This is a genomic window from Paraprevotella clara YIT 11840, from assembly GCF_000233955.1.
Taxonomy (GTDB): Bacteria; Bacteroidota; Bacteroidia; order Bacteroidales; family Bacteroidaceae; genus Paraprevotella; species Paraprevotella clara.
In genome coordinates this window covers 124,310-148,347 of sequence record NZ_JH376642.1, presented here as the reverse complement: position 1 = coordinate 148,347, position 24,038 = coordinate 124,310, and the positions used below count along the sequence as shown (strand labels likewise).

Below are 24,038 nucleotides of genomic sequence, written 5' to 3'. Positions count from 1 at the left end.
TTGCACAGGTCTATTTCTTTATGTATGTTCATAAGGGAATCGGTCGTTTTTTGTCGTTATTATCTGAAAACAATCTCTACCTTAGGGGCAAAACTCATACCTACCGCATCAGTTTGATGCGGACAACTTATGAACAATTTTTCTATATGACGCTATTTCTTGTAATTTTAATGGATTGGCGTTTGCCCGTAGAAGTAGCGTATAATCCAATACATATCCCTTTGTTCCGAGAGAGGAGACGTATGTGGTTGTCACCCATTTCGCAGGTTTCCGTTTGCAGAAGCACGCCGGATAACGAGTAAATACGTAATATTCCGGCTTCTTTGCTCTTCAAGTACAACTCTTGCCCGTGGCAGGAATAGCTGATGATGGGATTTACGGTATACTCTGTTTCGTTCCGACAGTCTTTGATGCCGTCAGGGCCGTCCGGTTGTACTTTCCGGATTATGACGAAAGGAAATTCCGAAAACACGCTTCCTTTCGTTACGCTTAAGGCTGGATCGTCGGCATCGGTTTCGAGAAAACCTGAGCCTGCGGTCGAAGAAAGACCGATGGCATACAGGTCTTCATCCGAATATTTGCGGAAGAGATTGAAGGAATGTTTGGAATAATCATTCTTTGTAGTCAGTGTTCCCTCGTCAGACAAATGTTTATTGTTATCCGTTTGGCTGACAAACATGTAACGGTCGCCATAAAGTGGCATGGAACGTATCCTCCACAAGAAAGAGCGGTCGTCGGTTTCGTCCAGACCGGTGAACGTAGCATCCGTATTCCTCAAGTACCGGCCGGTTTGCGGGTCTTTAATATAAAAACTGTCTTTGGCTTGCGGTTCGAGCGTATTGGTCTCATATACCGGCAGGTTGAAATGCAAAACGGTTTCGGCTTTCGAGCCTGTTTGTGAAACGCGGTGGAACATCAACGTGTATTCCATGCAGGTGTCCAACACTCCGACACACAAAGTATCGTTCAGATCGGCCACTTTTCCGCCTAAATCGTTCAGGTGGAAAGTCAATGTGTCGGCTTGTATGGTGTCTTTATCGAGTATCCACTTGTAAACGCGTGTGGAGTTGGCTGACTGGGCGAGCAGGGAGTTCGGCGAGGCGTACAAAGACACGGCTGTGTGGCGTGGCACGGCCAAGGTCGTCCCGCTATAGTTTTTATCGTCGCCATACGCAATGAACGGGTCTATTTCCGACACCTCCACGCGGAACGTTTGTTGTAATCGGGCACCGGCCTGATTGGTCATTGTCACCCGGTAATAAGCATTCGATGAAACGCTCGGCAGCGTCATCAGATTTTCGTTGTGGCTCAGTGCATTCCAATTCTGCCCATTGGTACTTTTTTCCCACTTCCATTCACGCACAGGAGTATCAATATACTCCATCCCAAATGTCAGTTCATCATATTTCTTCACGTAAATCAACGTGTCTGTTCCCGTGGTACCGTTCATTTTATAATAAGGAGTAAAGTTACCGGTCCATCCCTCCCCTTCCACATGAAGGGCGAACAACTGCGTGTTGCTCACGCCTTTTTCATTGGTATAATGCACACGGAAGGTACGCGAAGTATCCAACACGATGTCACGTGTGGAAGAAGTGCATGCCGGGTCATCGTCCCATGCCCATTTACCGGTATCCGTTTCTCCGTCCGGCAATAGGGCCGTCAGGGTCACGGTCGCCCCTTTGGGGATACAGTTCACGTCAGGCCGGTCGATTTCACGACCTTCATACGCGATTTTTCCACTCAGGACCGTGGGGACTTTAGTCTTGTCCTCCAACGGGTCGAGCGTACACATCAGGGTACTGAAACCCAAATGGTCGTATCCGCCGCTGTTTCCTCCGCCGAATCCACCTCCTGCGTCTATGCCGTTTTCGTTCATTTCGAGCATCTTTCTGGAGTAAGGCACCTCTATACCTCGTATGTTTTCATAGTAATTCACGATACGGGCTTGAGCCGGACGGTTGGTTCCCCGTCCTCCGTCCCCCATTCTCATGAAAGTCCCGTCGCAATTCGTATAAGGACTGTTTGGCAAGTCGTCCACTCCGGAATTATAGGCGTTGACGTATTCAAACCCACATACGATACGGTCGTCCTTCAGGGCATAAAAGTCATCGCCTTGGTTTCGCCCCGTGCCGCAAAGGTCTGCGGCCAACGCAAGCGCCATGGCAGCATGCCCTTGGTCGCGGTTGGATTCCTGCATCTGCCCGAAATAGCCGAAGGGGCCGCGTTCGTCCGGATGAAGTTTCCAGACCAAATGATGCAGCGACTCGCCGTAACGGTGGTCTTCCATATACTTATAATACTCCGTGGCTTGGTTGTAGATGAAGACATCGTCGCACAAGATACCGATGCTCATCGCACACAGCACGTTGCACAAGCCCCAATTCGACCAATAATGGTCGTCTTGTGTCCCGTTGCGTCCTTGCAGGAAACCGATTACCCCGTGGTACCACACTTTCAGCATCCATTCTTTGAATCGTCCGAAGTCCGTGGCATCCCATCCCGGATAGTCGCGCATCAGTTCGGCAGCGTTGGCAAACTGGTAGCCATACAGCCCGTATGCCAGACAGGCATTCGTGTCTCCGCTCACCTTCTTGCAGGTCTTGGCCCAAGCATTAAGGATTTGGACGGACTTGTCCGCATACGTCTTATCGCCGGATATGTGCCAGACCAACGCACATTGGTAAGCCGTGGCGGCATCCCGGTAAGCCAACTGGTAATTGTCCGGGTCGGGTTCCCAAATCGTCCGGCCTCCGCGTACGATTTTCTCGACCGGAGCAGCCTTCCAGTCCAAACTGACATGCGGGCTGGTCAGCAGTTTCCTGTAAGCGGAAGCCCAAGGCTCTTCGCCGGCTTCTACCTTGGCTTTTGTCCGGTCCAGGTCGGCCTGCGTATGCAACATGCCGGGATGGATGAAGTTTTGTGCATTCAGCCATAACGAACTGCACAGTGTCATGACTATCAAGTATCTTTTCTTCATGGTAAATGTTTTTAATGAACCGTGGCAAAGTTAGCAGGTAAATACCGTACGGGGACGGATGAAAAAAAGCATCTTTTATGTCGTTCTGAACCAAATGCGCCTGAAGGCTGCTTTTCAGCCACGGCATAAAGGAAAATGTCCGAAAAAGACGGCCGATTCAGTACGATGCAACAAAACAACCTATATTTTGAATCAAAATATCCTACGTCAGGTGGTGCCGATTGCCTATCTTTGTCTAATCATCATTTGTTATTTGAAAGAAAAGCCATGGATACCGTAAAACGAAAAGCAGGAAAGCGTGCCATAAGGACAGTCGTTCCGATGTTGTTCCTATTGTTGGCCTCGTGCCTCCACGCACAAGACCGTCAATACAAATTCCGCCTTATCGATGCTTCGGACGGACTTTCGGACGGACAAATCCGCAGCCTGACGATGACGGAAGAAGGTTGCATCGCCATCAAGACCGGTTTCATTCTGAACATTTACAACGGTGCCACGTTCGACCGATTCCCGTACGACAAGACACGTAAATACATTTGGGCATACGACCGTCCGCCCAAAGAGTATTACGACCGCGAAGGACGGATGTGGCTCAAAGAGTTGGGCTACCTGCTTTTGCTCGATATGAAGAGCGGGCAATATGATTATTCCGTCTCCGAGGTGTTGGCTTCCATGGGAATAAACCGGCGGCTGAAGAACCTGTTTATAGACGATTACAAGAATTATTGGTTCGTGACCGAAGACAATACCGTCTCCTTCTACGACGTGGAACAGGGGCGTTTGCGCACTATAGAGGATGGCGGCAGTGAATTTACCCGGAAATACGGCGTTCCGGTGGAAATGACGCAATACAAGAACCTCTGTTGGATTGTATATGAAAGCGGACTGATTCGCTACTGGGACTACTCTTCGGCCGAGTTCGTGTCGCAAGAGACACGTTTCCTGCATGTCATCAACCGGCTTACCGACCGCATCTACCTGCATCCGGATGCCCAGGGAAACATCTGGCTGATGTACAACAACGGACTATTCTTCTACAATCGCATGGAACGCACTTGGAAGGAGGCATGCGGCATAAGCGGACTTTCCAACTTCTTCACGTGCATGGATTTGGACCGGGACGGCAATGTGTGGGTCGGCACGTCCAAATCCGGCCTCCGCATCATCGATGCCCGGACGTTCGAGGCAACCACACTTCCTGCACTGGAACTGACCGACGGAGGGACATTGGAAAACGATATTTATACGGTATTTTCCGACCGGAACGGGGGTATATGGGTGGGCACCCTTTTTCAGGGCTTGTGTTATTACCATCCCAGCATGCAGAAGTTCTCTCTCGGTCACACCGTGAACCGCTATTCGTCCGTCACCAGCGAGAGCATCCGGTGCTTTTTGGAGGACGCCGACGGGTCTGTACTTATCGGAGGCGTTTTCGGCCTCTTCCGTTTCCGGCCGTCTACCGGTGCGATGGAGCAAGTATTCAAGGCCGAACCGAATGACATTTGCCTTTCCGTTTTTAAGGACAAGGGCGGACGTATATGGGTGGGTACCTTCCTTCACGGTTTTTATTGCATCGAGGGCGGACAGGTTCGCAACCTTCTCCGTTCTACGGTGAATTGGGAACAAGACCCTAACCAGAACATATCCCGTGCTTTGTACGAAGACAGCGAAGGCCGTTATTGGGCCAGTGTGACCGGCGGGGTCGGACGTTTCGATCCGGCTACGGGAAAGATTGCCTATATGTTGCACGACCGTCATCCCGAACTCCGTTCATACGCCGTGGTTCATGCCTTCTATCCGGTGGACGGCCATACGTTCGCCGCTTTGGGCAACAGCGGCATCTACTATTACGACACGCAGAAAGACAGCGTGTGGATTCCGGCTTTTCTGAAAGAACAGCGGTATGCCGACACCAAATATTTCTGCATGCTGAAAGACCGCCACGGCGTGGAATGGTTCGGGACGGAAGACGGCATCTTGGTGTTTGACCCTCGCCACAAGGAGGCCACGGTGCTGACCGAGTCTGACGGACTGCCCAACAATGCCGTCACGGCCTTGTTGGAGGACAACGAAGGAATGGTATGGGCTTCCACGCTGAACGGACTTTGTAAAATCGCACCTCGTGAAGACCCTGCCGGGAAAGGATTTTCCGTGGTGAGCTATGGGGAAACCGACGGGTTGCAGGGCGGCAAGTTTTATGAGAATGCGGCTTTGAAAACCCGGTCCGGGCTTTTGTTCTTCGGCGGGGCCCACGGATTCAATTATTTCAATCCTTCGGAAATCCGATACGACCGAAGCGACAACCATCCCGTCTTCACCCGTTTCTATCTGTTCAACAACCCGTTGAAAGTGAGTGAGGCATACAACGGGCATGTGATTCTGACGCAGACCGTGGACCGAACGTCGGAAATCCGGCTCCGTCACGACGAGAATTTCGTCATGATAGAATTTTCAGGCCTGAATTATGTCAACCCTTCGCACACTTACTATAAGTATAAACTGCTGAATTACGATAAGGAATGGAACGAGGTGGTGGCCGACGGGAGCGGACGCGCCACCTATACCGGATTACAGCCCGGCGAGTACAAATTCGTGGTCTACACCGCCAACGGGGACAAGATTTGGGGGAAGACACCGGCCGAAATAACCATTACCATTGCGCCACCGTTTTGGGCGACGGCATGGGCCATCGCGGTGTACGTCGTGCTGGCTGCCGGTTTGATGGTCTGGTCGTATAGAAGGTTCCGGAGGCGGGCACAGCTCAAAATCCGGATGGCTCAAGAAGCCAACGAACGGAAACAGCGCGAAGAGCTCGACCAGATGAAGTTCCGCTTCTTCACGAACATCAGCCATGAGTTCCGCACTCCCCTCACCTTGATTCTTACGCCTTTGGGGGCACTCATCCACGATACGGGCGAACCGGAGCTGAAAAAGAAGTTGGAACCTATTTACAATAATGCGCGCCGTCTGCTCAATCTGGTAAACCAGTTGCTCGATTTCCGTAAATTGGAAATGAAGGGCGAGCGTCTCAGGTTGAAGATGAACGACATGGTCTTTTTCTTGGAAGAAGCTGTCAGGCAGTTCACCGACTTGGCGGCAAGCCGTGAGATAGAACTTTCCTTCGAGCCTAAGGTGGAACGTCTTTTCATGAATTACGATTCCGACAAGATGTATAAGATGCTCAACAACCTGCTTTCCAATGCCTTCAAATTCACCTCCGCGCACGGGCAGGTACGGGTCACGCTGGAGAAGGTATCGGAAGACGGACGGCCGTATGCGGCGGTCAGGGTGGAAGACACCGGATGCGGCATTGCGGAAAAGGATTTGCCCTTCGTTTTCGACCGTTTTTATCAGACAGCCACGGAGGGACAACCGGCCGGGCAAGGCAGCGGTATAGGTCTCCATCTGGTGCGCGAGTACGCCAAGCTGCATGAAGGAAAGGTCACGGTGGAAAGCCGGACGGGAGAAGGCACGGCCTTCACCCTGTATATCCCGACCGACCTGCATGGCGGAGGGACGGCACCTGCGGCAGAAGAAAAGGCGGAATACCGGGACGAAGAGAGCGAAATCCACGACATGCCGCCCACGGAGACGGGACGGAAGAAGATTCTGGTGGTGGAGGACCACGACGAATTCCGTCATTTCCTGATGGAGCAACTGCAAAAGGACTTTTGTGTGGTGGAAGCGCGAGACGGCGTGGAGGGCGAACAGGCGGCACGGACGGAGTTGCCGGACTTGATTGTGTCCGACCTGATGATGCCCCGCATGGACGGCATGGAACTGTGCCGCAGGCTGAAAGGCGACATACAGACCTCACATATCCCGTTCATCCTGCTTACGGCCCGCAGTTCCGACGATTCGCGCATCGGGGGATACGAAGCAGGAGCGGATTCTTATATCTCGAAACCGTTCAACTGGGAAATGCTGCAAGTGCGCATCCGCCAACTCATCGAGCAGAAAGAACGGCGGCAAAAGATGTTCCGCAAGTCCATCGACGTGTCTTTCGAGGCCATCACCACGACTTCGATAGACGAGAAGCTGATGGAAAAAGCCTTGGAATCCGTCAAGAAGAACATCAGCAATCCGGAATATTCCGTGGGCGACCTGAGCTTGGACGTGGGGATGAGCAAGACCCAGTTGAACCGCAAAATGCAGGCCATTGTCAACGTCACGCCCTTGCAGTTCATCCGTTCCATCCGGTTGAAACGGGCAGCCCAGTTGCTGAAGGCCACCACATGCAGCGTGAACGAAATAGCGGACCTCACGGGATTCAACACCATCAAGTATTTCAACCTGCATTTCAAGGAAGAGTTCGGCATGACACCGACACAGTTCAGGGAAAAAGAAGGAAAGGCGCAAAATGACGTAACAATCGGCTGAAATCATCCCATTCCGTCGCCTGCCTTTAGGCTACTTTTGTGGTAGAAATCAAACGATGTGCCATGGAAGTAAGAAACGACGAAAAAGGACTGGCCGCGTGTTACGTACGGCAAAAGGAGGCTTTGAAGCATTATATCGCATCCCGCATCGATCGTCCCGACGAGGCGGAAGACGTGGTGCAGGATGTGTTTGAGAGACTGTGGAAGCATAAGGATTTCATAAGTCCGGAGGCTGTGGTGTCCTTGGCTTACAAAGTGGCACGTAACCTGATGGCCGACCGCCAACGAAGATACCGCAAGGAGAATGACGTGTGGGGCGAACTGTTTTACACGCAGGAGACCTTGCAAGACACGACGGAGGAAAAAGTCTCTTTCAAGGAATTGAAACTGATGTTCGACCGTTTGGTGTTTGCCCTGCCGGAAAAGCGGCGCAAGGCGTATTGCCTGTCCTTTTTTGAAAACCTCACCCCTTCCGAGATCGCCCGTGAATTGTCTGTTTCAAAGCGTACCGTGGAACAGCATATCTTATTGGCACGCAAGGATATTAAGACGCAGTTGCAAAAGGAATACTTCAGATATGGGTGAAGCGTTTGGAGGGACTTACATTTGTACGTTTTAAAGGACTTTAAGCTGTCAAAAAGACAGTTTTTCCGGAATCTCAGTATTTCAAGAAAAAGGGAAAAAGGGCTTTTTAGGGCTTTTCTCTGTATATTTATACGGTATAAATGCAATATTATGGCATAAATCCTGCATATTCGTGTATTTTTCTCAGCCGAACGGTAAATCGTTCGGCTGAAAGCGATTTTTCATTCTCAGCATGTTGTGCGCCCAAACTCTTCCGAAAGGGGAATCCGGAGGCTGAAAGAGGCAGGAAAAGGCCCTTTGAGGGGGGCTTCAGACGCTATCTGAAGAAAATCCGTTTCGCAAAAACGGAATCAAAGTGTTCCAGATATTCGCGTCCGGCTGACAGGCCGACCGCTTCCTTCCGCATCTCATTCCTTGCTGCCGGGCGAAAAGAAAGTAAAAACAAGTCTATGCTTACAGTAAGTTAAAATCCCGCCCTCGCGAGAATGCCTTATTTATTTCCGGCTTCGGACCAAAGGGCAAATACGCGATTCTCGTGAGGGTGGGATTGACAGATTGACAAAACGATAAAATGAGACAGAAGAACAAAAGGACAAAATATTTTGGCTTGCGCAGCCTTTTGTCCTTTTGTTCTTCTGTCTTATCCCTTTCGTTATCGAGACATCTACTTACATTCGCGTTTTATCCTGATAACCGTGAAGGAATAGGCCGGCATTTCATAGGGGAACTTCTCCCCTATTTCCATTGCGCTTTCCACCGGTACGGCATTCGTGTCGGACGGGCGACCCGAAAGGACGGTCTTCTGCCCTACGGCTTGATGTCCGGCTAACGACGGGATTTCCACATCCGTTTTGACCGCCACCGGGAGCAGGTTCACCAATTTCACGATAAGGTCACCGCTTTCGCCGTCTTTCACCACGGAAACGCCCACGCGGCTACGCACATCATGCCGCCGGTTATCCACCGTCAGCGTAGAGGGCAGGTACTTATTTCCGGCATGCTGCCCGTACATTTGCTGCACGTAATAATCCACAGTGGCTTTCACTTCCGTGTTGTTGAAGTAAATCAAATCCGGCCTCCATTGCGTATGCCCTTCCTTGGCCAAGAGCGGAGCGTATGATGTCATGCTCACCACATCGCCGTTGCGCTCTACCGAAGTCAGGAACAAAGCCGCTGCCAATCCCGTCTCGATATTGCTCGGACGTCCCGGGGCATGGGCCGCATATTCCCCCAAGTAGACCTTGGACTTATGTCGGTCATAATGGTCGTAGTAATCTTGGTTGTAAATGAACCATCCCGGCGTGTTGTAATTATGCTCGTCCACCATGGGTAGTTTCAAACGGTCGGCCAAAGCCCATCCTTCTTCATAGTCTGTCCCCTCGCTGAACGGCCCCGTCGTGCCGATGACTACGATGTCGGGATATTTGGCCTGGATGGCTTCATAAATCATCGTAAACCGTTCCGTGAACACGCGGCTGATGAGGTCTTCGTTGCCCAGTCCGATGTATTTCAGGTTGAACGGTTCGGGATGTCCGGCCTTGGCCCGTTCGCGTCCCCACCGTGTGGTTTTGGCATCACCGTTGGCATATTCAATCAGGTCGAGCACGTCCTGTATGTACTGCCCCATCTCCTCCATCGGGATGCCGCCCTGTTGCCCAAGGCTTGTCACAATATCTTTAGAGTGATGGCTCGGGCCTCCGATACCGGAGTTCTGGCAAGGCACGCCTGCGGCCACGACCGGCAGCGGTTCGGCACCGATGTCCTCGCAGAATTGGAAATACTCGAAGTAGCCCAAACCGCGCGTCTGGTGGTAACGCCAGATGTTGGCCGCCGGTTTTCGGGCTTCCAACGGGCCGATGGTCTCTTTCCAATGATAGATGTTGTCCACCCCGTCCCCATGGGCCAGACATCCGCCGGGGAAGCGGACGAAACGCGGACGGATGTCGGCAATGGCCTGCGCCAGGTCGGCGCGAAGCCCGTTCTTCCGTCCCTTGAACGTCTTTTGCGGGAACAGTGAAATCATGTCGAGGGCATACCGTCCGGCAGACTGCGGGATAATGACGAGCCGGGCCTGAGCCACGGTGGCCGTGGCTTTCAGCACGGCTTCCCGTTTCTTCCATGTTTTCGAGGACAGTGTGACGGTGGTCTCGGCCACGGTCTTTCCCTGCGGGTCGACCAGACGTACCACGGCTTTTCCGCCTCCCTTGCCGTCCGGCGTACGGGTGAAAAGCGAAAAGTCGTACTTCTCGCCTTCCTTCACCGCGATGCCGTCGAATCCCGTATTCGTGAAGCCGCCGCCGGGCTGCGCCACGTCGAGCACGGCGTAATGGGGATTGTTGGGATGGACGGGCTGTTCCGTGGACACGTCGAATGCCATGCCCTCGCCCTCCACGCTCCACGCATAGCGGCTGTTCCAGTTCCGGTCCTTGTTGCCGTCGGCTTCGGAGTATTCGAAATCCCGGTTCTGCACCAGTTCGGCATACAGTCCGCCGTCGGCTGCGTAATTCAAGTCTTCAAAAAACACGCCAATCAGGTTGTCACTGATGGGTTTCGCCCGGCCTTCGTCCACGGTAATCCGTGCATTGACCGTTTGCAGTCCGGCAAACCGGGCCGCGTCGTGCTCGGCACGCTCGCCCCTTTGGGCATTGAGGGCGGAACGGTATATGCCATGGCGTTCCAGCCCCTCAACCATACGGTAAGGCACTTTCAGGGCATATCCCGCAATCGTCTTGTCGCCGACTTGCACCGTGTCAACCACTGGCATACGGCCGTCTTTCACGGCAAACTTGCCTTGTTCCGTGGCCATGAAATATTCTTGGGGTGTCCATTTTATCAGGTCGGTGGACGAAGCATAGCCTATCGCGCTGCCTTCCGGGTCCAAGTCCCAGAAACAGTGCAACCTTCCGTCCTGCCGGTCTTGTATCAGGCGCGGCCTGTACATGTATTTCCAAGCACCGAAGTCGCACCGCATAATGACCATTCCTTCCGCCACGTCCTGCCAGTGCTCCCCGTCCGCGCTCCAGACGAACTGCATGCCGCGCCGTCCGTGGTCGTTGGTCGTGGGATAAGGGAAGACATAAACGGAATCGGGTTGTGCCGCCCGTACGGCACATGGCAAAGCCTGCATGAGGCAAAGTGCCATAAAAGGTTTCAGGATATTCATGTCTTCGGTCAATATAATGGGTAATTGTGAGAAACAGGGGTCATGATGAAGGTGAACTCATAATCTTCATACGGCAGGCGGAATTCCGGTTCGGGCATGGCACCCCAACTGTCGATACAAGCCAGCCCCATCTGTGCCTTGTCTATCAGAACGTTGGTCAGGTCTGCCTTTTCCACTTCCTGCGAATGTCCCTGCTTCTTCACCGGTCCTTCGTCCAACGATTCGATGGTGTAGTGCAGGGAGGAAGCCGAGAACGGGGCATCGGCCACGAACTGCAACCCCGTGCCTTTCACGTCGAGGACTTTCCACCAACGGATGTCTGTTTTCGTGCCCGTCTCTTGCGGACGGATGTAGGGATAGAACTGTTCGTCTACGGTCTGGTGATAAATGCCGAGGTCTGTGCTGTGGTTGCGGTTGCTGTAATTCTCCACCGGCCCGCGTCCGTAGTAAGAAACGTATTCAAAATCCTTGGGCATGACCAGTTGCATGCCGAAGCGGAACATGTCGGATGCCTTTTTTCCCTTGTCGGCCACCATCTTTTGGTTGACCTTTACGGCTCCCCGGTTGTTGATGGTATAGGTCAGGTAAAGCTTGGCCGACACGCTCCTCATGTCGTATTCCGCCGACACGACGACCTGTCCTTCTTTCGTTTCGTGTTTTAACGACGTGAGACGCAGGTCGGGATTTTTCCAAGCCGCATATTTGTGTTGCAGTTTGGCACCGTAATCATTGTCGGTCGGGGCGCGCCAGAAGTTCGGTGTCAGCGCACCGCCTTTCCGGATGAACTCCGTCCGGTTCACGGCATAGCGTTCCATGTATCCGGTCATCTTGTTGAAACGTACCCGGAAGTTCTCTCCCGTGATAATCAGATGGGCCAGATTACGGTCGTTGACTTGCGGGACGACATCCGGAATGTAACGCACGCTTTCGTTCTTCAAAACCATGTCTGGTGCCTGATAGGGCCGGAGTTCGATTTGTGCCTTGGCCACCACGTGACGCGCCGGAATAATGCCTTCTCTTTCCCGTTGCAGGTATCTCACGTTGAGCAACCATTCGCCTTCCCCATCAGTTCCGCCCCAGTCCAAGGTCATCGTGGCGGTTTGTTGCGGTTGGCAATCTATCCGTTCCACCGTTCCGCTGCGCATGACTTTTCCGTCTTTCAGTGTTTCCCACTCCATGACGTATGCTGAAAGGTCGCGGAAGAAATTCTCATTGTATATCTTGATTTCGCCTTTCGACAAATCTCCGGGCGTGGTCCAGATGTTCTGGTAGAAGTATCTCACTTCGTAGCTGTGCGGGTTCGGTACACGGTCGGGACCGAACAAGCCGTTGACCATGTAATTGTCGTCCTTGGTCTTATAATCGTCGAAGTCCCCGTCGTAACCGTATATCATTTCCCCGTTGCGGCCGGTCCATCTCGGCGACTGGTCCACCCAGTCCCAGATGAAACCGCCTTGGAACTTGGGATATTTCCGGATTAAGTCCCAATAGATGTTGAAGTCGCCCAAAGCGTTCCCCATGGCATGGGCATATTCGCACATGATGAAGGGTTTCTGTTTGTTGTCGTCCTCGCAATACTTGATGCAACGGGAGTAAGTGGGATACATCGGACAGTAGACATCGGTATTGGAACCGGTGTCGTAAGCTTGTTCAAAGTGGACGAAGCGGCTGGGGTCTTCCTGTTTGATCCAGTCGTAACAGGCCTCGAAGTTCGAACCGTCGCCACACTCGTTGCCCATCGACCACAAGATGATGCTCGGATGGTTGAAGTTGCACTGCACGTTGCGTTGGTTGCGTTCCAGATGCGCTTTCTTGTAAGCCGGGTCTTTGGCCAACGACTTTTCCTTGAAACCCATGCCGTGGCTTTCGAGATTGGCTTCGGCTACGATGTAAAGGCCGTAACGGTCGCACAGTTCATACCAATACGGATCGTCCGGATAGTGGCAGGTGCGCACGGCATTGACATTGAATTTCTTCATGAGTTGTATGTCTTGGAGCATCCTCTCGCGGGTGACATACGAGCCTCCGTCGGGATCCATCTCATGACGGTTTACTCCTTTGATGAGCACGGGCTGCCCATTTACCAAAAGTTGGCTGTCCTTGATTTCGATTTTCCGGAATCCCACTTTTACGGGTATGACTTCGCGGATGGCGTTTCCGTCTTTCAGTGTAGCCCTGAGGGTGTAGAGGTAGGGTGTCTCTGCCGTCCATTTATGCGGGTTCTTCACCGGCATGACGACGGATGGGGTTCCCGTTTCGCGGACTTCTTTCATGCAGACGGTTTCCCCGCGTGCATCGAGTAATTCGAGTGTAATGCGGGCCTTGCCCTTTACATCCATACGGACTTCCAGTGTCCCGTCCTGATACCGGTCGTCCAAGTCGGGAGTGACCCGAAGGTCTTCTATCCGCTTGGCGTGGCGCACGTAGAGGTAGCAGTCGCGTGATACGCCGCTGTAACGGAAGAAATCCTGGTCCTCCAAGTAGCTGCCGTCGCACCAACGGAACACTTGGAAGGCTATCAGGTTCTTTTGCCCCGGTTTCAGGTAAGGGGTCAGGTCGAACTCCGCCTCCATTTTGCTGTCCTCGCTGTAGCCCACAAACTTTCCGTTGACCCATAGGTACATGTTGGAAGACACGGCACCGAAATGGGCGATGATGTCTTTCCCTTTCCAGTCTGAAGGAATCACCACTTCACGGCGGTAGGAACCTACGTGGTTGTTTTCCGTCGGGACATAGGGCGGCTTCTTGAACGTGCGTCCTTCGTAGCCTTTCCATCCGAAATCCACTCCTGCGTATACCGGGACATCATAACCGTTCAGTTCCCACACGCCCGGAACCGGGAAATCCACCCAACCTTTGTCGTTGAAATCCGTCTTCCAGAAGCCTTCCGGACGTGCATCCGCATGTTCCACCCAGTTGAATTTCCAGTTCCCGTTCAGGCTCATGAAGTTTCCGGACAGTTCTTTCATTCCTTTTGCCGCCAGTTCCGTACTTTCATAGGCAAAAAAGTCGGTGTGCATGGGGGCACGGTTGACGGCATTGATCTCAGGGTCTTGCCACTCCTTGAATGTTTGTGCGTAGGCATGGCATGCGCATACGCCTAATATACCCAATAATATTCGTTTCATCGTATGTCGATTTTGTTTATAAATGTATATGATATGTTCTTTATTATAGACTTGGAACGACTTGTTTTATTGTGCCGTCTTCATTGAAAAACACGCGGTCCATGCAGACTTCGCGGTGATAACCCGCTTCACGCCCCATCGTGATGCCGTCGGGGAACTTGAAGCGGTGGTAGACGATGTACCATTCGTCCGTGCCGGGCACTTGCAGGAAGGATTGGTGGCCTGTGGCATAAATGCCTTGGTCGGGCTTTTTGCAGACTACCACCCGGCTTTCCGACGGGTCGATCGGGCCGACGGGGGACTTGGAGCGCACGTAACGGACTTCGTAGTCCGCGCTCCGCGTGTCGTTTTTAGACCATGTGAAATAATAGTATCCGTCGCGGTAAAAGACGTAAGGCGCTTCACTGTAATGCCGGTCGTTGTCGATGAGTATCTTCGTGGTGTTCGGTTTGATGGATACCATGTCGTCGTTCAGTTCACACACGGCCATGTAATAGTTGCCCCAGTACAAATAAGTCTTGCCGCTCACGGGGTCGGTGAAAACGTCTGGGTCGATATTCTGTCCGCGTTTCATTCCGCCCGGAAGTCCCTTCCCTATCAGCGGTTGGCCGCTGTCCTTGAACGGGCCGAGCGGATGGTCGGCTACCGCCACGCCCACTTGCTTCTCTGCCGTGTAGTAAAAATAATACTTGTAACTGCCGTCTGTTTGTTTTTTCTCGATGATACAAGGTGCCCATGCGTTCTTTTTCGCCCATGAAACCTGTCTCAAATCCAACACGACACGCTCTTCTTTCCACGTTTTCAAGTCGGCGGACGAGAAAGCCTTGAAGCTCGTGCCGCCCCATCCCGGTATACCGTCCGTCGTGGGATAAACGTAGTATTTTTGCGTTTGCTCGGAATACAGTATTTCCGGGTCGGCATAATAACCGGGGAACAGGGGATTTTTCTGTATGGATGCCGTGGAAACGTATTTCCGTTTGTTCTTGAGCCAGTAAGCTTCAAGCTTGTCGGCCTCCTCGGCTGTCAGATGCACCACGGCTCCATGCTTGGGAGCATTGAAATTCGTGGATTTCATCACTCCTTCGTTGAAACGTCCCAAGTTTTTAAACGTGATGAAGTCCGATGTTTCGGTAAAGGCGAAATTGTGCGGCGTGATGCTATATACATCGTACATCAGCACCCATTTGTCCTCTCCGAGGCGTTTCCATACCGTGGGAGCCTCGCAAGATTTCGGTTCAAAGTCGTACCAACGCGGATCGTATTCGTAGTCTCCGCTGATACGGTCGGAAACAGCCTGCTTGATACCCGGCTGTCCGTCGTGAGCCACGTAGAAAAGATGGTACTTATCTCCTACCTTGGTGATGTCGCCGTCGATGGCCGAAACCGTTTCGTCCGGGTATTCGTAGAGCAGTTGGGGCAGGCTCTCGATACGGTCGAAATCATCGTTTACGTACACGTAATACAGTTTGTTACGTTCGTTGCGGAAGCGCATGGTGTAGTAAATCATCAGTTTGCCCACCCGTTCGTCGTAGGCAATTTCGGGTGCCCATGCGCAGCCTATTTCACTCAATCCGGCCGTCAGTTGGTCGAAACGGATGTTGGCGCGTTTCCAGTTTACCAAGTCCCACGACTTCATCAGCACAAGCCCCTTATTGTTTCCCCAACCGTACATGTTGCGGTCGCGCTCCCACTCCGTTTCGCGGTAGCCGTCGCGGCGGGCAAAGACATGGAGGTCGGTCATGGCCAAATAGAATGCGCCGTCCGGTCCACGGTAGATATAGGGGTCGCGTATCCCTCTTTGGTAAGCAATCGTGTCGCCGGCCAAAACGGGTTCCCCGTCGTTCAGAGCCGTGAACGTGTATCCGTCGCGGCTCAATGCCATGTAAAGGCCGTGCGTTTCGTCCTTGTGGAACACCATCAGGTAGGCACTCAGGTCTTTCTCCTGCGGAACGGCGTTTTTATAACGGAACTGGCGGAAAGCGGCTTCACCTTTCCCCATGGAAACCAACCCTATACGTAAGGCATAGAAACCTTTATAGGCGTTGTGGTGCATGCCGGACACATCTATGCCTTCGGCCAGTGTGGTCCATTCCTTTCCGTCCTTTCCAACCGATATGGAGACGTGGTTGCCTTGGTTCTTTATCCGTACCGTGAACTGTGTGCCTAACGTGTTGGGTATTTCTGTCTTTTGTCCGGCGTGCCGGTAGACGGTGAATGTCTTGCCGTCCGACACCAGTCCGGCGTATGCTTTTTCGCTATAATAAAGCAGGAGTCCGGCTGTATTGTTTTTCCCGACCGTGACTTCAACTTGGGTTTCGTAGTTCTTGTCTTCTGCGGTAGCCAGCAACAAACGGGCGTCTGCCGGAGTCTTGCCTTTAGCCTTCAGCCGCAATGTCCGGTTTTCGAGGGTCACGGCTTTCGGGGCATATTCTTTCCAGAACGTCCATTGCAGCCCCAGTTCCGTCCCCTGGAAGTCGTCGGAAAGCTCCAGGCCGTGACGGATGGGAACCTCTGCCTTGGGAAACGTGCCTGTGGACTTGGCACGACACCATCCGTCCGGTGTCCACTCGATCGGTTCGATAAGGGTTTGACGCCCCAAAGTATGGTAACCTTTGGCGTATGCGTGGTACACCACCCACCAGTTTCCGTTTACATCGTCTATCAGTGTGCCGTGCCCTTTGGACCACCAGCTTTCCCTTTCACTGTAAGTGTGCACCAACGGGTTGAACGGAGAGTTCTCCCACGGACCGAGTACGCTTTTCGAGCGTGCCGTCACGACCATGTGACTGGTGCCCGGTCCGGCAGTTCCGCCTTCGGCCGACGTGAGGTAATAGTAGCCGTTGTGGTAGTTCAGTTTCGGAGATTCCAAATACATGCCTTCCGTCCGCCAGTTCCGGGGATAGGGCCAACCGTCGTAGACCTTTCTCACCTCGCCCACCGTAGACAATCCGTCGTCGGAGAGCTGCACAACTTTGCCTTCGGAGAGATACAAGTAACGTTTTCCATCCGAATCGGCCACATGCCCGGGGTCGATGCCGTCCACCTTCAAATCTTTCGGTGCGCTCCACGGCCCGCGGATGTTGTCCGCCCATATTACCCAGTTCGTCCCGGCAGCCGGATAATAGATGTAATACCTATTATTATACTTCACCAAATCCGGTGCCATGGCCGAGCCTTCCCATTGCGCCATGGCACGGCATACCGGTTCCCAATGTTCCAAGTCCTGGGAATGCCAGATGAGGAAGCCCGGCGCATAATAAAAAGGAGAATGCGTCATGTAGTAATCCTTCCCATCGCGCAGGATGGTGGGGTCGGGATAGTCTCCGGCAAGGATGACTTTCGGAAAGTCTTTTGCACAGACGGCCCAACTCAGTAAGGAGAACAAGACAAGAGAAACATACTTTTTCATAAATTCATCGTTGATTATTCTATTTCACTACGTATTTTTTTCCGTCCATGATGTAGATGCCCTTATGCAGACCGCGCAGAGCCTCGGACTTCCTTACTTGTCTGCGTACCATCCGGCCGGACAAGTCATATACATCCACTTCTTTCATCAGGTCATTGTTATCCATGGCGGGAGCCGAGATATTGTCGCCTTTGTTCGGACCTACGTAATAAAGGCGGAAATTATCGGCAAACCAATATTGTCCGTTCCCGGTAATGACGCCGCTTCCCTTGATACCGATGACCAGGCTTCCGTTTTCCACATAAATTTCCGGTATGACCGTGGTGGTAGACAACGTGTTTTGAGCGATGTCCCATGTGTCGGTATCGGCATTGAAAGCAGCTTCCGCGTATACGCTGTCGCTGAATACGTAAACCGTGCTGTCGTTTTGGTTGATGTCGGGTACAATCTCGGTAGACACATTGCGCGTCAAGGCATACAACTGCAACAGTTCCGGAGTCTTCGTACACCAAGTGGCAGCCTCCAAACGGTAAGCTCCATCGGGCAAAGCGACCTTGCTTTCTTGTGCCCCATAGTTGCCCAAAACTTGATGGTAATCGGTAGAAGAAGCGATGTTGTTGCTTTCTTTTCCGGACCAGCTCCAACAATACAACCAAGTGTCGCCGCTCGTCGCTTTGGTACGTTCCTGACTGTCAGCCGTCGTTTGGCACTCCCAACCGTTGGCTACGGTGTTGATTGGCGTATTATTGTCGTCCACTGCATTTTGATAGATATTCGGATTGACAATGAAACTCGTCATGTCCAACGGGTTTTCTTTGGCGCTTTCTTTCACGTCCTGTGTCATGGCTTCCACACATTCCATCTTCAACAGTTCCGTGAATTCGTCGGCATCGATTTGGTCAATCTCATCGCTTTTCAAAAGTGCCACCACGTTTTTATACGCTTCGCTTTCGGTCAATCCGCCGATTTGGTCGGCCAAGGTTTTGGCTTTACCCAACGGGAAGCAGAGCGCGATGGAAGCTTTCAAGGCTTCGGTCGCATCATTCAATACAGTTGTCTTCTCAACGATCCTTTCGTCCAAGTAATTTCCCCATGTCATCTTTTCCGCGTAAGCCGCAGCGTCCTCCAATGCCATGGAGAAATCGGCCGTAACCTTAGGTTGGGCTACAACCAGACCTTCATTTAATTGACTGTCCAAAACGGTACCGTTGCTTAAGAGAGGCGTGAGGGTTTCATAATTTGTAATAATCGTGTTGCCTTCTTCCAACATGCGGTCCATATCCTCGATGGCTAATTGTAACTCTTCTTGTGTTCCGGATTCGATGAAGTCGGGATAACCGTCTTCCGGATCCAAGGCAAAACCGAGTTCGTCGCTGTCGTCGATACCGGCTTCCACCATCTTTTCATGCAGCAGGGCCGCTTCATCCAGTCGGGCTTGCAGACGGTCGCGGTAAGCAGAGATTACATCGCTCTTGATGTAATAAAGGCGGAAGTTGTCGGCATACCAACTTTTACCGTTTCCACCTGTCGTGCCTACGCAAACCATACCGATGTGAAGTTTACCGTCGCGCACTTCGAAGTTCTCTGTTTCCGTCGTTGTAGCCAGAGCGTCGCGTGCTTCTACATAGGTGTCCCAATCTTCGTTGCTTTCCGCAAAGGCGAAATCCACGCTGTCTGTCGAGGCGTACAAGAGTACGTTGGTCGCTCCGGCGTTTGTATAAGTGGCTGCTTTCAATATGTACAGTCCGTCCGGTAACTTCACCGCTCCTTCTTCGTCGTTTCCTATAGTTTGGCCATAGCGTGAGGGGTTCAGACGGGAACCGGTCCAACTGTTGCAGTAAAGATCTGAATTACCTGTACCTTCGGTAGACGTGTACCACGTACCGTCCGCAGCCCCTTTGTCGCAATCCCAACCGGAAGGAGGAGCCATTTCCGATACGGTTTGGAATACGTTCGGATTGACAATGAAACTGGTAAGTTCTATCGGATTGTCATCGGATGCCGTAGAAAGGAACTCCGGCGTCATGGCTGTACGGCATTCTGCATTGAGAGCCTGTGCGGCCAAAGCCACATCGTCGTAAACCAATTCCGTGGAGGCCAACAATTCAGCTACTTTCTTGTAAGCTTCGGTTTCTGCCAAACCGCCGATACGGTCGGCCAATGCTTTGGCTTTCTGTAATGAATAGCTTAGGCTGATGTAAGCCACGGCATTGGATGTTGCCGTGTTCATGGCCGTAATGCCGTCGCCAATTGCTTCAGTGACTTCTTTCATTGTGGACAGTTTCAGAACCTCTTCCGCAGTTCCGATAGCGTCTTGCAGTTCTTGCTTTACGGCATCTGTCACATTATATGTTCCATCTTCCATTTGCGCCAACAGCTCGGTTGCTTTGGCCATGCTTGCTGTCAACTCAGCCCCCTTCGTACAAAGCCCTAAAGCTATGGCTGTGTTTTCTTCGAGGACAACGGATGCGGCGGCGATTTCCTTCTCCGGAGTGTTTTCATTGTAGCTGCCGTACTGTTCGACGAGGGTGCTCAACTCGGAGGCGGACGCTATACCCAAAGTTTCCAATGAATCGCGCAACGTTTCCAATTTTGAGATTTTGACGGAGAAGGCATCAAACGCGCTTCCCTCGAAATACAGTTTGAAGTTGTCCCAACAAGACCATGTTTTACCCGCATTGGTATTGGATGCAATCCCCATCAGCATGTCGCTTCCGTCTTGTTGTACGGTGAATGTCACCTCGTTCAGATAGCTTTCGGGGTATTTGGTCAGCCAAGCGTTCAGTCCTTCCATACCGTCGGGCCATCCGTTCAACTGGTTGGCTACACTGGCATCTGCAGGTTCGCTGTACAAGGACTTTAGCTTCACCGAATCCTTTCCTGCAAACAGGTAAGCATTGATAACTTCCGTGCCGGCGTTGTAGGCCGCTCCATTATCATTTCCGCCTGCACGGTGGAACCCTTGTACCGTAAGTTTGTAATGACCGGCTTTCAACCCTAATACGTTTTGCGAGGCAGAATTATAAGACTGGAAGAACTCTGCATTCAACCATGTGGCATTCACGCCGGGAAGCGCAGTCCCGGCGTCCCACCCGTCCGTCGTACCGGTGGAGAAGTCTGCATTGGTGATGTAAGTGTCTGTCACATCAATCCATTCTTGTGCATACACAGTTCCCGTGCAAAAAGCAGTCCACGCCATTGTGGCCAACAGATGCTTGGCCCCTCTGCGCGGCAAATCCTTAAAAAAGTCGTTTTTTCCCATAATAGTAAAAAGTAAGGTTCAATCTTTTTTCGGACTGTTACGGCTGAACCTGTTGGCCGTAACACCGATTCCAATCACGTTTTATATATAGGACGAACGACGGAGCGAAAATACCTAATTTGCCCTCGATTTTTAACATTTGGCTCGAAATGCCTCTTTAATTGTCAGGAGAAAGCGAAACATACCTGCTTCCTTTACTGTTTTTTTCGTACCTTTGCGCCCAAATTATTAAGGTAGGGTGTTTTTCTACATACCAATCAAACGTACACAAGAAGAAACCAATGGAAGCATCAAACAAGTCCGAATTAAAAGCAGAGTTGATATACGGGTTGAACGACCGACCGCCTTTGCGCGAAACTTTATTTGCTGCCCTACAGCATTTATTGGCCATTTTCGTGGCTATCATCACCCCGCCGCTCATCATCGCCGGGGCTTTGAAGTTGGATATCGAGACGACCAGTTTCTTGGTTTCCATGGCATTGTTTGCTTCCGGCGTGTCTACGTTTATACAATGTAGGCGAATCGGAGGTCTCGGTACGGGATTGCTGTGCATACAGGGCACGAGCTTTTCTTTCATCGGTCCTATCATCTCTGCGGGGTTGACCGGAGGCCTTCCCGTTATTTTCGGGGCTTGTATGGCGGCCTCTACGGTAGAAATGTTAATTAGCCGCTTATTGAAATATACCCGTAAAATCATTACGCCGTTGGTTTCCGGTATTGTCGTGACGCTGATAGGCATGAGTCTTATCAAAGTGGGGATTACGGCCTGCGGAGGCGGTGCGGTGGCCAAAAGCAACGGGACTTTCGGTAGCTTTGAACATGTCGGCTTGGCGGCTTTGGTTTTGTTGCTGATTATTTTCTTCAACAGAAGTTCGAACCGTTACCTGCGTATGAGTTCGATTGTCATCGGACTGGTCATCGGTTACGCGGTGGCTTGGTGTATGGGTTTGGTGGACTTTTCTTCGGTGCAGAGTTATGGAGGGTTCAATATACCTGTTCCTTTTAAATACGGCTTGTCTTTTGACTGGTCGGCTTTTATCGCTTTGGGACTGGTGTATTTGATTACGGCGATTGAAGCCTACGGCGACATCACGGCCAATTCACTCATCTCGGGAGAGCCGGTAGAGGGAAAGACGTTTGTGAAACGGGCTTCCGGAGGAATTTTGGCCGATGGGTTCAATTCTATGTTGGCCGGAGTGTTCAATTCCTTCCCGAACTCAGTCTTTGCCCAAAACAACGGGATGATACAGTTGACTGGAGTGGCGAGCCGTTACGTGGGATATTATATCGCAGGATTCCTTATTTTGCTGGGACTTTTCCCGGCCGTGGGTCTGGTGTTCTCTTTGATGCCCGAACCTGTATTGGGCGGTGCCACGTTATTGATGTTCGGCACAGTGGCTTCCGCCGGAATCCGTATTATTGCAGCTCAGACCATCGACCGCAAGGCCACGTTGGTGATGGCGTTGAGTTTTTCTTTGGGATTAAGTGTGGAATTGGTGCCCGAGATTCTTTCGCAACTGCCGGAAACGGTGAGAAACATATTCTCGTCCGGTATCACGACCGGTGGTGTCACAGCTATTTTGGCCAATGCCTTGATTCGTATTAAAGAATAGGTAGAAAGGAATAGAACGGATTTGGGCAAGGGTAAAAACAACCGGATAGAGGAAGAACAGCGTACGGTGGAATTGATGATTCGTCTCTACTGTCGCTACAAGGAAGGCCACAGGACTTTATGTCCGGAGTGCCGTGAAATGTTGGATTATTCCCGTGTACGTCTATCACGGTGTCCCTTCCAGAAAGATAAGCGTACGTGCCGTCTTTGCACCATACATTGCTACCGTCCGGACATGAAGCGACGCATCCGGAAAGTGATGCGATATGCAGGTCCGCGTATGTTATGGTATCATCCCCTGATTGCTTTGCGGCATTTATGGCGGGAATATAGGGGATAAAGCTACGATTATTCAGAAGGTTTTTGATAGTAATAATACCACCAATACGTATTTCCGTACATGCGTCGGCATTGGTTCGAGCGTTCCGTCGCATGAGTATATTGCATACCGTAGTGGAGGAAGTCGTTCAAGTTTGTTTCTATTACGCTGTTTTTGTACGTAATGGCCGGAGTGGTATGCAAACGGTTATATAGAATGAGAGCCTCTTTGTAATGTAACGGGAGGTTGTCGTTCACTTCATGGCAACGTGGCAGTACGGTGACAAAAGCATCAAGGTTCTTATCCAACAGATAGGCGCAAAGCAAGTAATCTTTTGCAGCAGCAGTGGCCGAAGGCCGTTGGGACAGAAGTTCGAGAAACCGGGTGTTGTCTTTCATATTTTTCCCCGGCTTTCCCCCTAAATGTTTGTATAAGGCCTTCGTCCAATCATGAGCGTAGGTTGTATCAGACAAACTGGGCAACAGGTCTTGGCTACCGTTATATTGAGGAAAATCGAAAAGCTTCTCGCCTAAAAGATTCTCACGGCTTAGTGCAAACACTCTCATGGCAGTCAGGCTCCGGTCTGTCTGCAATGATTGGGCTCCTACTTGCAACGCCAACGAGTCCTGCCCTTCGACGAGGTATCTCTCGGCTTTGAGCCGGTAGTGGTATACATCTTTCGTATTGGCTATGCTGTTTACCATGCAGAACTGCAACGCAAGCCATAGGAAATTCACCCATAGGAAGGAAAAAGCATTCTGTTTTCCGTTTTTACGGTCCGGGAAATGCAGAGCCATCCATGTCACAAGGATATACAAAAAAATACAGACCGTGAGCCATATCCAATTGGTAGACAATTGTACATTCCACCCTGTTTGAGGAACAATGGACGTAAGCAATCCCAACACGACGCACGACGGGAAATAATAGAGTGCATGGAAACGCAACGGATATACCATTATCCGCCGAAAAACTCCCTGCAATAACAGTAGCAGAAAGGTAATGATGACCGTTCCCCACAGCGGAGAATAGACGGTCTGCCCTTTCGACAACAAATGTTGTGCGGTAGCCAATAAATCAGCCTGCATCACAAACAGGTAAAGCAGGGAGAACAAGGTGAAAAGAGAACCGCATACCCATGAAATCATGCGTGCGGTTCTTTTCTTATATGTCGGTTTGTACATCCGGAATCCAGTTTCAG

10 protein-coding genes are annotated in these 24,038 nt (G+C 51.6%); 4 read left to right on the top strand and 6 right to left on the bottom strand.

The window, feature by feature from the left end; all coding sequences use genetic code 11:
* Positions 1–142 precede the first annotated feature (142 nt).
* Positions 143–2,980 carry an alginate lyase family protein gene (locus HMPREF9441_RS15850; protein WP_008622886.1) on the bottom strand — a complete coding sequence of 946 codons (2,838 nt, stop codon included), beginning with the start codon at positions 2,978–2,980 and terminating at the stop codon, positions 143–145.
* Between the two features lie 267 nt (positions 2,981–3,247).
* Here HMPREF9441_RS15850 and HMPREF9441_RS15845 point away from each other — a divergent pair, with 267 nt between their 5' ends.
* Together HMPREF9441_RS15845 and HMPREF9441_RS15840 are read left to right on the top strand one after the other, a co-directional pair.
* Entirely contained in the window at positions 3,248–7,360 is a 4,113-nt protein-coding gene (locus HMPREF9441_RS15845; protein ID WP_244949815.1) for a hybrid sensor histidine kinase/response regulator transcription factor, read from the top strand.
* Between the two features lie 62 nt (positions 7,361–7,422).
* On the top strand, positions 7,423–7,944 hold the full coding sequence (locus tag HMPREF9441_RS15840; RefSeq protein ID WP_008622883.1) for a sigma-70 family RNA polymerase sigma factor: 522 nt from the start codon (positions 7,423–7,425) through the stop codon (positions 7,942–7,944).
* 664 nt (positions 7,945–8,608) lie between these two features.
* Here HMPREF9441_RS15840 and HMPREF9441_RS15835 read toward each other — a convergent pair.
* The 4 genes from HMPREF9441_RS15835 to HMPREF9441_RS15820 are packed head-to-tail and all read right to left on the bottom strand — an operon-like array spanning position 8,609 to position 20,906.
* Positions 8,609–11,086 (bottom strand): alpha-L-arabinofuranosidase C-terminal domain-containing protein, encoded by a 2,478-nt coding sequence (locus HMPREF9441_RS15835; protein WP_039865557.1) that lies wholly within the window; start codon positions 11,084–11,086, stop codon positions 8,609–8,611.
* Positions 11,087–11,115: 29 nt separating this feature from the next.
* A complete protein-coding gene (locus HMPREF9441_RS15830) occupies positions 11,116–14,235 on the bottom strand; it encodes a glycoside hydrolase family 2 TIM barrel-domain containing protein (RefSeq protein WP_008622878.1) in 3,120 nt (1,039 codons plus the stop codon).
* A gap of 43 nt (positions 14,236–14,278) precedes the next feature.
* Positions 14,279–17,644, bottom strand: a complete 3,366-nt coding sequence (locus tag HMPREF9441_RS15825) for a family 43 glycosylhydrolase (RefSeq protein ID WP_008622877.1) — start codon at positions 17,642–17,644, stop codon at positions 14,279–14,281.
* Positions 17,645–17,663: 19 nt separating this feature from the next.
* On the bottom strand, positions 17,664–20,906 hold the full coding sequence (locus HMPREF9441_RS15820) for a hypothetical protein (RefSeq protein WP_008622876.1): 3,243 nt from the start codon (positions 20,904–20,906) through the stop codon (positions 17,664–17,666).
* A gap of 281 nt (positions 20,907–21,187) precedes the next feature.
* On the opposite strand from HMPREF9441_RS15820, the gene HMPREF9441_RS15815 reads away from it, so the two are divergent.
* Together HMPREF9441_RS15815 and HMPREF9441_RS15810 are read left to right on the top strand one after the other, a co-directional pair.
* Complete coding sequence (locus HMPREF9441_RS15815; protein WP_008622874.1) at positions 21,188–22,519, top strand: nucleobase:cation symporter-2 family protein; 1,332 nt, start codon at positions 21,188–21,190, stop codon at positions 22,517–22,519.
* A gap of 21 nt (positions 22,520–22,540) precedes the next feature.
* On the top strand, positions 22,541–22,858 hold the full coding sequence (locus HMPREF9441_RS15810) for a nitrous oxide-stimulated promoter family protein (RefSeq protein WP_008622873.1): 318 nt from the start codon (positions 22,541–22,543) through the stop codon (positions 22,856–22,858).
* Positions 22,859–22,866: 8 nt separating this feature from the next.
* Here HMPREF9441_RS15810 and HMPREF9441_RS15805 read toward each other — a convergent pair whose 3' ends face one another.
* Positions 22,867–24,021 carry a DUF6057 family protein gene (locus HMPREF9441_RS15805; RefSeq protein WP_008622872.1) on the bottom strand — a complete coding sequence of 385 codons (1,155 nt, stop codon included), beginning with the start codon at positions 24,019–24,021 and terminating at the stop codon, positions 22,867–22,869.
* Between the last annotated feature and the right edge of the window lie 17 nt (positions 24,022–24,038).